This window comes from Catenulispora sp. GP43, assembly GCF_041260665.1.
Lineage (GTDB): Bacteria > Actinomycetota > Actinomycetes > Streptomycetales > Catenulisporaceae > Catenulispora.
Window position 1 is genome coordinate 166,126 of sequence record NZ_JBGCCT010000003.1, and the last position, 12,727, is coordinate 178,852.

The window sequence follows — 12,727 nt, forward strand, 5'->3', positions numbered from 1 at the left end:
CGTTTGGTGCCTGGGGCGGTTCTTCACGTGCTGGCTGGGGCGGTCTGGGTTGTGCGCGTGGGCGTGACGCGCCGAGCCGCGTGGACCGGCCGAAGGCCGCATGCCGCGCGGGCGCGGGCGCGGTGCGGCCGCGCGCGGCGGCCGTAGGCCGCCCCTTGAGTAAGTAAAGGACAGTTCCGGCGCCTGGTGATCCAGGGCTCGGGGGTGGGTCGCTTCGTGTGGGTGACCACGCACGGGCGTGGCGGTGGTGGAGGGGGCGGGGGTGGGGTACGGATCCGGCGGCCGCCGACGCGGCGCTGACCGTACGGCCGGGGTGCGTGGCCGGCTGTCTGCTCGCGGGCTTCACCTGGTCGGCGGTCTGCTGCTCGTCGTCCTCGGGGGGTGGGTCGCCTTGGGTGGGTGACCACGCACGGGCGTGGCGGTGGTGGAGGGGGCGGGGGTGGGGTACGGATCCGGCGGCCGCCGACGCGGCGTTGATCGCGCGTGGTCGGCGGCCTGCGGCGTTCTACTTGATGGCGTAGGCGAGTCGGATGGCTTCGGCGCTGGTGGTCTCGGTTTCGGCGAGTACGGTCCGCCCCTTGGCGGAAGTCACCAGCGTGGTCTCCAGAATCGGCGTGATGTCTGGTAGCGCTAGCGCCTTGGACTCGTCAGGGGTGGGCATGCGCGCTGCCACAAGCTCTTTGGCGGCGAGTTTGCCGTGTCGTGCAGATAGCGCCGACAGCAAAGCTGGACGCTCGGGGAACGGATCGGTCTCCAACCCGGTGCCCTCGGCGGCGGCGAAGGGCAACAGGGTGCGGGTGAGAACTCTGCGGCCGTTGGCCGGCTCCACCCCGGTTGCCTCACAGACGTACAGGGCGCTGCCCTCGGGTACATCGATGAGTGCAGCAGTGGCAGCATCGGCATCCTGCCGGAAAATGTGTGCCGAGCCGAGCGGGTCCAATAGGACCGCGCGTGGGCGCGTCTTGATGGCGGCGGTGGTGTTGCGGCTGCGGACGAAACTGCCTCTGCCGTGCTGGATCTCGATCAGGCCCTCGGTGCGAAGAATGACAAGGGCCTGGCGCAGGGTCGTGCGTGATACGCCGTACTGGTCGAGCATCCGGGCCTCGGACGGGAGGGCCTCGCCTGGTCCGTAGACGCCTTGCGTGATGTCGTCGCGGATGGCTTCTGTGACCTGCTTGTATAGCGCATCGTTTCTGACGATCCGTGCCATGTCTGGCCAGCCTTAGCTTGAGGGCGCTTGTTGCGCGCTGGTCCCGGCCTCGCTCGGCCGGTCACGTTTCGGTAACGGTTCTTGAGTCTGTTTGCCGGTCGCCCGGGGCTGTCGAGTCGGTATCAGAACCCTGCTACCTGCGCTTTGATGCCCGTCGGCCGGTAGTCATCATGATAAGTAATGAGTGACGTCTGTCAAAGGGCACGGATACTCTCGTTCTAACTCGTCATGATGAGTTACGTCCTACAAGTGAGGGCGTCCTCGTCGGGCGTGTGGCGCCTACGCGGGCGGCCTGCCGGGGTCCATTCGGCCGGCCGTCTGCGTGGGCACCGGTGGGGCGGCTCGTTCCTGGTCCGCCCTGAGTGGGCCTGAGGGCCCGGAGACGGGAGTGTGAAGGTGCAAAACGTCAGGGTGGATACCGGCGATTGGATCAGGCCTCGCCTGATCGCCGATCCGGAACCGGTGACCGATTTCGACACCGGGGAGATCAAGATCAACCCCAAGACTGGGGAGCGGGACTATGTGCTGTCGGTGGCCGTGCGTCGGGAGGGCCAGCGACGCGGTAGCGCCGTAGAGGTCAAGGTGCGCGGGATGAGCGCTCCGGACGTGTCTGAGGGCGACGTGGTCTCGCTGAACGGGCTGATCGTCACCTATTGGGAGCAGAACGGCCGGTCTGGCCTGGCCTTTCGTGCGGATTCTGTCACCCGGGCCACCGTTCCCGGGTCGGGGAGCGCGGGGCCGGCTGCGCCTTCGCGTACCGCACCGAGTGGAACCGGGGCGCAGCCTGCCCCAACCACGGCACCCCCGACCGGTGGGCCTCGGTCGGCCAAGGGCGGCGAGTCCGGGTGAGCTGCCGAAGCGAGGCGATAGCCCGGATCAGGGAAGGTGTCGAGTCCCTGGCAAAGCTCGCCGACCTGGCAGAGGGCGCCGAGAAAGCAGGGAAGCACGCTGAGTGCAGCGGCTACCTGTTCCAGATCTGCACAGTCGGCACCGCCTTGGCGGACTTCGCGGGCCTTCGTGCTGAGGCGACGGACGGGGAGGGCTGAGGCGATGTCGTCAAACGCTGCCCTGTCGGTGGCGCTGCTCCTGGTGCTCGCCGTGCTGCTGGTCGCCAGCCCGACCCTGCGTAAGCGGTACCCGCGAACGTGGTGGTATGCCGTGTCGTTCCCGATCCTGTGGGGACGGATCCGGTTCACCTGGCGTCGGCTGGCCTGGGAGTGCGACCTGGCGGTGACGCGCAAGCGGGCACACGCCATGCTCGGGGGGATCCTGATCAAGGGCAAAGAGCTTGATCCGGTGGTCCCCCGCCTGTCGATGGCCTGGCCCCGGCCGTTTCTGGTGACGGTGCGGGCCAGGATGTTGCCGGGTCAGACTCCTGATGAGTTCGTTGACGCGGCTGAGGCGATGGCGCATGCGTGGCGGGTCCATTCGGTGCGGGTGTCGTCATCGGCTCGGGGCGAGGTGGAATTCACGATCTCGGCGAGGGATCCGCTGGAGAACGTCACGTCGTCGGTGCCGTCTGGGCGAAAGCACCACGGGCGGCCCTGGTTCCGCGTCTCGGTCACGACGGAGACGCAGGAGTCACCGGGCGCTGCGGCTGCGGCCCAACTCTTGCGGATCTTCGTCGGGTTCCTGGCGGACTGGAACGCGTGGGTTCTGGACCTGCGCCTGTTGCCGCACTGGCTGATCACCGGTGCTACGCAGTCGGGGAAATCGACGCTCATGAACGCGGTGGTGGTGGAGCTGGCGCCGCGTCCGGTCGCGCTGGTCGGGATCGACTTGAAGGGAGGTATGGAGCTGGGCAACTACACCGCGCGTCTGTCCGCGCTGGCCACGGATCGCCGATCAGCGGTGCGGGTGCTGAGCTACCTGGTTGATGTGGTGCTGGAGCGCACAACACAGTGCCGCATCGCTCAGGTTCGCTCGATCTGGGATCTGCCGGAGCAGATCAGGCCGGTGCCGATCGTGCTTCTGGTGGATGAGCTGGCGGAACTGTGCATGGCCACGGATCCGCGAGAGAAGGCCGATGCGCTGGCCTGCTCCACCAACCTGGTTCGCCTGGCACAGCTGGGCGCGTCCCTGGGGGTGCACCTGCTGGTGGCCGGACAGCGGGTCGGCTCAGACCTGGGGGCCGGGGTGACCATGCTGCGTTCCCAACTCAGTGGCCGGGTCTGTCACCGGGTCACCGATCCGGAGACGGCCAAGATGACGCTTGGGGACCGGTTCCCTGACGCGGTGGACGCAGCGCAGGGGATCAGCCCGCTAGAGCGGGGCGTCGCCGTGACCACCACCAATGAGGGCGGTTGGATGCGGGCCCGGTCGGCCAACATCGGCGCGGAGCAGGCACAACGGATCACCACTGACTACGCACACTGCCGGGTCCTGCTGCCCGGCCTGTCTGACATTGACCTGTCTGGGGGTGACACAACATGCCGGTGACCACCTCGGCGGCGCTGCTGTTCGGGATCGCAACGTTCCTGATGCTGCGGGCCCGAACCGTCAAAATACTGGAAACGATCATCGTGGCCCTGTTCGGGTTCACCCTGGCTAGCTCGATGTTCGGGACCATGATCAGCGCGGCGCTTCACTCGATCTTCTACGCGCACGCGACGAAGAACGGTGTGCCCGTCGCACCGGGTGCACCCACAGCGCCATGGACCAGTGGTCCGTGATGAACCGTGATTCGGACACGATCACCATGCTGTGGCTGCTGGCCGCGATTGGGGTCGTGGCCTACCGGTGGCATATCGCCTATTGGCTGGGGATAGGGCTGGTCATGCTGGTTCTGACAAGCCTGCTCCTCGGATCGCAGCACTCCTAGAGAACAGCGCCACCTGGGGCGCCGGACCGAACTCGACTCGGGTCCGGCGCCCCGCCCCTACAGATCACACGCGCACACACGCCACACCTCACATCGCCTCTCGCCCAGATCATGCATGCGGCCTTCTGTCGCACGGGGCCCGCCCCGGCAGACGCCTTCCGCCGCGACTCACTGACCCCACCTCTTGCCTTCTCCCGATGCCCCGCACCCGCGCGTGCCGTCCGCATCGTCCTGAGGCGCCTGCCAGCTTCATCGGCCGGCGCCGCCCGGTCTGCAAGGAGAAGCAGACATGCCCACCACAGGGTATGAAGACGCAGCACCCAACCCCGCCCGACTGGCACTGATCCCGATCGAGGATCGCGGCTGGTTCGAGCTGCTGTCACGGCCGGACTATCCGGCCATCGAGCAACAGATACGAGACGTCGGCGCGTGCGAAAACCCCGTCTGGCTTTCCGGCCGGACACTGCTGGTCTCCATCGCCACCGGGGAAGTCATCACCTCGTGGTCCTCGGACGGAACCCCGTTCGGCGCCATACCGATGCGCTGCATGAACCGACGCGCGACACGGTGTGCCTCATGCTCGCGGCTGTATGCCGGAGACGCGTTCCACCTCGTACGCGCGGGCCTGTCCGGCGGCAAAGGCGTACCGGACACTGTCTCCGGGCATCCACTGGTGTTTGCCACCCTGACCGCGCCATCTTTCGGGCCGGTGCACCGACGCACCAATCCCGACCGTCCCACGGACGTATGCCGGGCTCGGCGTGGCAAGCCGCGGTGCCCCCACGACATGCCGATGACGTGCCAGCGGCGCCATGAACCCGGGGATCCGCTGGTCGGGCAACCGTTGTGTGTCGCCTGCTACGACTACCCCGGGCATGTGCTGTGGAACGCCGGAGCCTCGGCGCTATGGGCTCGGATGGTCGACTTCCTGTACTGGCGGCTTGCCCGAACCGGCGGAGTCACCAGGTCGCGAATCCGGCGCACCCTCCGCGTGGAGTACGTGCGGGTTGCCGAATACCAGGCACGCGGACTCGTCCACTTCCACGCGGCGTTCCGCCTGGACGGACCCGACGACAGGTCACAGGAACCCCCGGCATGGGCCACGGCTGAAGTGCTCGCGGATGCCCTCGCGGAGGCGGCCTCTTCGGCACGCGTCCGCCTGGCCGAAACAGTCGCGATCGGCGCCCCGGTCCTGTCCTTCGGGCGACAGTTCGACGCCCGACCCATCGTGTTGGACGCTGAGCTGCCAGCAGAGCGCGCGGCGGGTTACCTGGCGAAGTACGTCACCAAGGGCACCGAGGATGCGCACGGGTCCGATGTGCCGATCACCCACCGATCGCAGATCGCCGCCCTGGCACGGACCGGCCATGTCCGGGCACTCATGCACACCTGCCGCATCGTCGGCGTGCTGCCGGAATATGAAGCGCTGGGCCTGCATCGCTGGACACACATGCTCGGATTCGGCGGGCAACCTCTGACCAAGACCCGCCGCTACTCCAGCACCTTCACCGCGCTACGGCAGGCACGCGCCGAATTCAAAAGCGCGGGTAGGCCCAAAGCTGATGGCGAAGAGACAGTGCGTGACCGTCAGTGGCGATACGCCTGGCAGGGATGGCCAAGCGGCACGATCGCGGAACAGGCCGCTGGCATCCGGGATGAGATCGAGAATGATCGGCAGTTGGCCAGTGATGCTGTTGGTGAGCAGGCACCAGGGCGGGGTGTCGCATGAGCCATCCGACCGCTGGTGCGGAGCCTGGACCAATGAGCCGGGAGGAGTGGTTGAACTTCTATGTCGAACAGGCACCGGCGATCACTGAGGAGCAGTGGCGGGAGACTGTGAGCATTCTGCACCTGACGCGACGGCGTCGGCGTGCCGGTGGTGGGCCGCCAGTCGCGGGTGAGACGAGCCGAACCGGCGCGTCTGGGGCGGGTGGGCGGGATGTGGAACCGCCGGCCGCCTGATCCACTGTCGATCATGCTGGCAGGTTGCGAGCCCCGACCGCTGAATAACGCGGCCGGGGCTCGTCGTCTGACGCTAGCGGCCCCACCGGGCATACCCGGCGTCGTAGCCAATCACGAACGCGCCTAGAGCGTGGTATTCGATGGTGGCCGTTCCGCCTTCGCCGTCGTAGTCGTACAGCTGCGCCGAGTCGGCATCTTCGCCTTCGCCCGGCTTCCACATGGCGATGTATCCGGCTTGGACCAGCAAATCAAGAGTCTTCCGCTGCTCGGGGGTTGGGCTGGTACCGACGTTCTCCACGGCTAGCACTCCTTTAGCTTGTAGTAGACATGGTGGCTGAACTGGGCGCGCTACGGCGTGGTTGTGGTGGAACCGATCTTCTTCCACACGGGTGTGATCGAGTTGTGGTCAAGTGGGGCGCGACCTCGTGTCGCCGACGGCGCCACTTTCACGGCGATCAGGTAGCGGGCGAGGATCGCGCGTTTGCCCGCGATGTCGTCGGCCTCCTCCCACTCCTTGATCACTTCTTCGGCGGTGTACTGGGGCGCGGTGGGCAGAGCCTGAGCTTCCACCTTTGCGGCGAGAGCTTTGATCTCTGCTTCCATCTTCGGCAGGGTCGAGAAGAACGTTTCGTCGGTCACCGTCTCGTCTCCGTCCGAGTAGCCCTGTCGAATAGCGGCTGCCCGTTGGCGCAGACGGGCCAGCTTCTCGGCCTCGGGGCTATCTGCTGCGATCGGGACCGTTGCTGCCGGGGCCTTGGTACGCGGGGCCTTGCGACGCAGATGACGGAACAGCAGATCGGTCACCAGCTCGTCGACGGGCTCGGCCAACCGGTGAATCCCGCCGCAGCCACCTATGGTTCTACCAGGGCACCTGTAGATGACTTTGGGCTCGTCAGTTCGCTTGCGCCGGAACAAGGTGCCGATCATGGGAGTACCGCATACGGTTCCGTCCTCGCGGACGTTGGCACAGCGAAGAATTCCGGAGAGCAGATACTTCTTCGTGGTCGGAATGCCGGGCGGCTTGCCCTCGGCCTTGTCCTTGACCCTGGCGCACAAAACTTCCCAGTCCTTGACGTCCAAGATCGGGGTGAGACCGTTCTTGATGTACTCGCCCTGGGGGTCCTTGATCGCGTCGGCTGCCGGGTCCTTGGCGTTCGGCTTGCCTCCGCCGGGCCGCATCACCCCCCGGTAGAGCGCAATTCCCGCGATCGTCGGCGACAGCAGCATGGCGCGTACAGACTTCTCATTCCACAGGCCACCCTTGACCGGAGGAACGTCTCCCTGCTGGAGTGTTGTGGTCGCCACGTGCCACGAACCGGTTTTCAACACGATCGCAGCTGCCTTCTGCGCCGCCTCCTTTTCTTCGGGGATGATTTCTCCAGCCATAGTCCAGCCGAAGCGGCGTACCAAGCGGGCCTTGCCTTCGACGGCATCCTCAAGCTTGGCGCGCGACACTCGGCGGGCGGTGTCCTCACTGCTCTTGACCGCCACGGCTGCCATCATCCGGGCCATAGCGCGACCCTCGGAAGTCATCAGGTTGATCTGGCTGGTAATCCCTGTGACCGGACGGTGGGTGTACTCCACAATGTCGATCAGGTCTTCCAGATCTCGCGGCTGGCGCAACAACCGGTCCTGATCCACCACGATGATCCCGTCGATCCGACCGTGGTAAAGGTCGTCAAGCATCTGCCGGAACTCAGGGCGGAACACTCGCCATGCCACCGACCCATCGGGAAGCGTGGTCTTCCGCTTGCGGTAGGCGGACGTGTCGTTCTCGCAGTAAGTCTTGCCAATCTTCCAGCCGATGTGACCGGCAAAGGTGTGCCCGTCTTCAGTCTGCCTCGTGACACCGCGCTCTTCACCGAACCGGTCGTCGGAGATGCGCACATACAGACCTGCGTTCTGCGGCTTGAACCCGAAGGTACTGGCGGCGCCGGTGATCAGTGCGGTGGTCTGGCGACGCTCCTCGGACACCGCGCTTGCCGTGACCCTGCGGCGCCTCTGAGCTGCTGTGTTCTCGGTGTCTGCCATGCTAATAGTGTACTTCTGTACGTGGGGATGTCCTCGCGCTCGAAGTGCGCCATGGTGCCCGGGCCCTTGGCCGGGATCCACTGGTCGTAGTTCCCGTGGTTCCAGGCCTGGTGCCCGCCGTTCCAGCTGTGGTCCAGGCCGTCCAGGAACTTCAGGCCGAGGTCCGGCACGCCGGCCGGCCGCCAGGGCAGGATCTCGGTGCCCGAGCCGTCCGCCTGGTGCCAGACCGCCTTGCCGTTCGGCAGCCGCGCCGGACGCGGGTCGCCGAAGCCGCGCACCCCGCGCAGCGTGCCGAAGTAGTGGTCGAAGCTGCGGTTCTCCTGCATCAGGATCACCACGTGCTCGATGTCCTTGATGGTGCCGGTCCGGCGGGCGGGCTGCACGGCGGCGGCGCGGGCGATGCTCGCGGTGAGCATCGGCATCGAGGTCGCGGCGGCGGTGCCGCCGGTGATCTGGAGGAACCTGCGACGATTCACAGCGCTCATGGGGGCGGTGCTCCTTGCGGTCATGGGAGGGCTCCCAAAGTGTCCGCAGAGCTCGACGAACACTCAACCACCGCAAAGGAAAGACTCGAGGAAGGACCTACGAACCCGCGGGATGATCGTCGCGCAGCCAGGACACGACTCCGACCACATGTCCGACCACGTTCTTGGTCGGCACGAAGCCCGCGTCGCCGCCCTTCTTCAGGTAGTTCCACGACGAGTCGCCGGAGTGCTCGCGGTTGTCGCCGAGCACCCACAGGTCGCCCTGCGGCACCGTCACCTTGTAGACGCCGTTGTAGCAGGGCATCCCCTGCTTGCCGTTCATGATGTACGGCTCGTCGAGCGCGACGCCGTTGCGGTACACCGGCCCGTCCTGCGTCTTGCACTCGATGGTGTCGCCGCCGACACCGATGATCCGCTTGATGAGCAGGTCGTCGTGCTGGTCCGGCAGGATGCCCACGGAGGCCAGGATGTCCGGCAGGTTGATCGGGCCGCCGGTGCTGCCGGCCGAGCTCATCAGCCAGTTGTGCGGGTCGTGGAAGACGATGACCTGGCCGCGCGCCGGGGCGCCGCCGACCCAGGAGGACAGCTTGTCGACGAAGACCCGGTCGCCCTTGTACGTCGTCGGCTCCATCGACGGCGAGGGGATGTAGTACATCTGCACCAGGAAGGTCTTGATCAGCGAGGTCAGCGTGAGCGAGATGACCACGTAGCCGAGGATCTCCAGCCAGGCCGGGATCCGGCGGCGCTTGGCCTGCCTGGTACCGGCCGCGCGGCGGCCGCCGCCGCGGCTGGGACGCGGCTCCGGCTCCTGCTCGGCGTTCTCGGGACCGGCAGGACCGGCGAGACTGGTGTCGGGGACGGGGACGGGGTCGTAACCGTTCTGCGCGCTGTAGCTGTACCCGTGCTCGGTGCTGTACCCGTGCTCCGTGCTGTAGCCGTCGCCGAAGGGCGGTTCCGCGGGCTGGGAGCCCACGGCCGCGTCGGGATCAGTAGCGGCCACGTGCGCCCCCGTTTCACGTCCTGGGTTATCGGTTCACCTTATGGCCGATCGGCGGGCCAAGGAAGAGCCATTGGTTCAGTCCACTGGCCGGACGGAGATCGGCCCGGACCGCGTACCAACCATAGAGTGGGCAGGAATGGGGACGATCCAGCCAGGTAACAGGAGGCTCTTGTGTCCGCCGTACCGTCGACCGAGAACGACGACGCAGCCGTAGAGACCCCGACAGAAACACCCGCCCGCACCGCCGACGACGCCGACCTGCGCGCCGCCATCCGCCGCTTGGGGGACCTGCTGGGCCAGACCCTGGTCCGCCAGCACGGCGCCGAGCTGCTGGAGCAGGTCGAGGCCATCCGCGCGCTGGGCAAGCAGGGCGCCGACGTGTCCGAGCTGCTCGCCGCGGTGGACCCCGAGCAGGCCATCAAGCTGGTGCGGGCGTTCACCGCCTACTTCAACCTCGCCAACACCGCCGAGCAGGTCCACCGCGGCCGCGAGCTGGCCGCCACCCGGGCCGCCGAGGGCTCGTGGCTGGGCCAGGCGGTGGACCGGATCCAGGCCGCGGGCCTGGCCGGGTCGGCCGCCGACGCGGTCTCGCACCTGTCGGTCCGGCCGGTCTTCACCGCGCACCCGACGGAGGCCGCGCGACGCACCGTGCTGGCCAAGCTGCGCAAGGTGGCCGAGCTGCTGGAGGCGCCGCAGACCGCGTACAACGAGCGGCGGCTGGCCGAGACCGTCGAGCAGCTGTGGCAGACCGACGAGCTGCGGATCACCCGGCCCGAGCCGGTGGACGAGGCCCGCAACGCCGTCTACTACCTGGACGAGCTCGCCGCGCACGCCGCCCCGGAGGTGTTGGAGGAGCTGGCCTTCGAGCTGCGGCGGCTCGGCGTGGAGCTGCCGCTGTCGGCGCGGCCGCTGAGCTTCGGCTCGTGGATCGGCGGCGACCGCGACGGCAACCCGAACGTCACCCCGCAGATGACCCTGGACGTGCTGGAGCTCCAGCACGAGCACGCGATCCGGACCGCGCTGGCGACCATGGACGCGCTGCGCGACCTGCTGTCCACCTCCGAGCGGATCGCGGCGCCGACCGAGGCGCTGCGGGCGTCCCTGGACGCCGATCTGGAGGCGCTGCCGGAGATCCCCAACCGCTACAAGCGGCTGAACGCCGAGGAGCCGTACCGGCTCAAGGCCACCACGATCCGGCAGAAGCTCCTCAACACCCGGACCCGCATCGCCGAGGGGCGCCTGCACGACCCGCGGCGGGACTACCTGGGCACCTCCGAGCTGCTGCGCGACCTGAGCCTGCTGCGCGACTCGCTGCGCGCGGACCGCGGCGAGCTGATCGCCACCGGGGAGCTGGAGACGGCGATCCGCACCGTGGCCGCCTTCGGCCTGCACCACGCGGTGCTCGACGTGCGCGAGCACGCCGACGCCCACCACCACGTGCTGGCCCAGCTCTTCGACCGGCTCGGCGACCAGCCCTGGCGCTACGCCGACCTGCCGCGCGACTACCGGACCCGGCTGCTGGCCAAGGAGCTGGCCTCCTCGCGCCCGCTCTCGCCGCTGGGCCAGGTGCCGGCCGACACCCTGCTGGACCCCGCCGGGGTGAAGACCTTCGGGGTGTTCACCGCGATCCGCACGGCCTTCGAGAAGTACGGCCCGGACGTCATCGAGTCCTACATCGTGTCGATGACCCGCGGCGTGGACGACCTGTTCGCCGCGGTGGTGCTGGCCCGCGAGGCCGGCCTGGTGGACGTGCACGCGCACACCGCGGCCATCGGCTTCGTGCCGCTGCTGGAGACGCCCGAGGAGCTGAAGATCGCCGGGGCGATCCTGGACGAGCTGCTCTCGGACCCCTCCTACGCGGCGATCGTCGCGGCGCGCGGCGGCGTGCAGGAGGTCATGCTCGGCTACAGCGACTCCAACAAGATGGGCGGGATCTCCACCTCGCAGTGGGAGATCCACCGCGCGCAGCGCGAGCTGCGGGACACCGCGCTGCGGCACGGCGTCCGCATCCGGCTGTTCCACGGCCGCGGCGGCAGCGTCGGCCGCGGCGGCGGCCCGTCGCACGAGGCGATCCTGGCCCAACCGTGGGGCACGCTCGACGGCGAGATCAAGGTGACCGAGCAGGGCGAGGTCATCTCCGACAAGTACGCGATCCCGGCCCTGGCGCGGGAGAACCTGGAACTGACGCTGGCCGCGACCCTGGAGGCCACGGTGCTGCACCGGGCGCCGCGCCAGTCCGCGGAGGACCTGGCGACGTGGTCGGCGACCATGGACCGGGTCTCGGCGGCGGGCCAGGAGCGCTACCGGGACCTGGTCGAGCACCCGGACCTGCCGGCGTACTTCTTCGCCTCGACGCCGGTGGACCTGCTCGGCGACCTGCACCTGGGGTCCCGGCCGTCCCGCCGCCCGGACACCTCGGCCGGCATCGACGGCCTGCGCGCGATCCCGTGGGTGTTCGGCTGGACGCAGTCGCGGCAGATCGTGCCGGGCTGGTTCGGCGTCGGCACCGGCCTGGCCGCGGTCCGCCAGGACCCGGAGTTCGCCGGCACCGACTGGCAGGACATGTACGAGCGCTGGCACTTCTTCCGCAACTTCCTGGGCAACGTCTCGATGACACTGGCCAAGACCGACCTGCGGATCGCCCGGCACTACGTGGAGACCCTGGTACCGCGCGAGCTGCACCACTTCTTCGACACCATCACCGAGGAGTACGAGCGCACGGTCGCCGAGGTGCTGCGCATCACCGGCGAGTCCGAACTGCTCGGGCGCAACGCGACGCTGGCCCGGACGCTGCGGGTCCGCGACATGTACCTGGACCCGATCTCCTACCTGCAGGTCTCGCTGCTCAAGCGGCAGCGCGAGGCGGCCAAGGCGGGCCGCCCGGTCGACCCGGACCTGGCGCGGGCGCTGCTGCTGTCGGTGAACGGCATCGCCGCCGGCCTGAAGAACACCGGCTGAGCGGTTACGCGGAAACGACAGTGGGCGGCGTCTGTACAGACGCCGCCCACTGTGGTTCTAGAGGTCTCTGATTCTGGAGTTCTGTGAGGCCTATGCGGCCGGTGTCATCTCACATGCGCCTCGTACCGATCGGCGGTGCCGCTGACCCGGGTCACCCGGCGCTCCCTGCCGCGCTTGAACAGTCCTGACAGGCAGATCCCGCCGACCGCCGCGGCGATGAAGGCATTCAGGACCATTCCCATCGACATCCACAACTCCCA

At 68.0% G+C, this 12,727-nt stretch carries 11 protein-coding genes and 1 pseudogene; 6 read left to right on the forward strand and 6 right to left on the reverse strand.

Annotated features, from left to right (window positions below):
* Positions 1-505 precede the first annotated feature (505 nt).
* The gene (locus tag ABH926_RS07950) at positions 506-1,210 is read right to left on the reverse strand and encodes a GntR family transcriptional regulator (RefSeq protein ID WP_370364735.1); all 705 of its coding nucleotides are present in this window, start codon (positions 1,208-1,210) and stop codon (positions 506-508) included.
* Between the two features lie 390 nt (positions 1,211-1,600).
* On the opposite strand from ABH926_RS07950, the gene ABH926_RS07955 reads away from it, so the two are divergent.
* From ABH926_RS07955 to ABH926_RS07975, 5 genes are all read left to right on the forward strand, one after another.
* Positions 1,601-2,059, forward strand: a complete 459-nt coding sequence (locus ABH926_RS07955) for a hypothetical protein (RefSeq protein WP_370364736.1) — start codon at positions 1,601-1,603, stop codon at positions 2,057-2,059.
* Positions 2,060-2,260: 201 nt separating this feature from the next.
* On the forward strand, positions 2,261-3,649 hold the full coding sequence (locus ABH926_RS07960; protein ID WP_370364737.1) for an FtsK/SpoIIIE domain-containing protein: 1,389 nt from the start codon (positions 2,261-2,263) through the stop codon (positions 3,647-3,649).
* Complete coding sequence (locus tag ABH926_RS07965; RefSeq protein WP_370364738.1) at positions 3,640-3,882, forward strand: hypothetical protein; 243 nt, start codon at positions 3,640-3,642, stop codon at positions 3,880-3,882. Before ABH926_RS07960 ends, ABH926_RS07965 begins: the two co-directional genes overlap by 10 nt.
* The gene (locus ABH926_RS07970) at positions 3,879-4,031 is read left to right on the forward strand and encodes a hypothetical protein (RefSeq protein WP_370364739.1); all 153 of its coding nucleotides are present in this window, start codon (positions 3,879-3,881) and stop codon (positions 4,029-4,031) included. Before ABH926_RS07965 ends, ABH926_RS07970 begins: the two co-directional genes overlap by 4 nt.
* Positions 4,032-4,320: 289 nt before the next feature.
* Positions 4,321-5,760 carry a replication initiator gene (locus tag ABH926_RS07975; protein ID WP_370364740.1) on the forward strand — a complete coding sequence of 480 codons (1,440 nt, stop codon included), beginning with the start codon at positions 4,321-4,323 and terminating at the stop codon, positions 5,758-5,760.
* Positions 5,761-6,066: 306 nt separating this feature from the next.
* On the opposite strand, the gene ABH926_RS07980 is transcribed toward ABH926_RS07975, so the two are convergent.
* The 4 genes and pseudogenes from ABH926_RS07980 to lepB form a co-directional block, all read right to left on the reverse strand.
* Positions 6,067-6,291, reverse strand: a complete 225-nt coding sequence (locus ABH926_RS07980) for a hypothetical protein (RefSeq protein ID WP_370364741.1) — start codon at positions 6,289-6,291, stop codon at positions 6,067-6,069.
* A gap of 50 nt (positions 6,292-6,341) precedes the next feature.
* Complete coding sequence (locus ABH926_RS07985; protein ID WP_370364742.1) at positions 6,342-8,024, reverse strand: recombinase family protein; 1,683 nt, start codon at positions 8,022-8,024, stop codon at positions 6,342-6,344.
* Between the two features lie 23 nt (positions 8,025-8,047).
* Positions 8,048-8,509 (reverse strand): annotated as a pseudogene (locus ABH926_RS07990) (alkaline phosphatase family protein); the annotation flags it as partial.
* Positions 8,510-8,606: 97 nt separating this feature from the next.
* Positions 8,607-9,509 (reverse strand): signal peptidase I, encoded by a 903-nt coding sequence (gene lepB, locus ABH926_RS07995; RefSeq protein WP_370364743.1) that lies wholly within the window; start codon positions 9,507-9,509, stop codon positions 8,607-8,609.
* Positions 9,510-9,680: 171 nt separating this feature from the next.
* On the opposite strand from lepB, the gene ppc reads away from it, so the two are divergent.
* Entirely contained in the window at positions 9,681-12,467 is a 2,787-nt protein-coding gene (ppc, locus tag ABH926_RS08000; protein ID WP_370364744.1) for a phosphoenolpyruvate carboxylase, read from the forward strand.
* 104 nt (positions 12,468-12,571) lie between these two features.
* On the opposite strand, the gene ABH926_RS08005 is transcribed toward ppc, so the two are convergent.
* Positions 12,572-12,715: a hypothetical protein gene (locus ABH926_RS08005; protein ID WP_370364745.1), complete on the reverse strand. Its 144-nt coding sequence runs from the start codon at positions 12,713-12,715 to the stop codon at positions 12,572-12,574.
* Positions 12,716-12,727 lie beyond the last annotated feature (12 nt).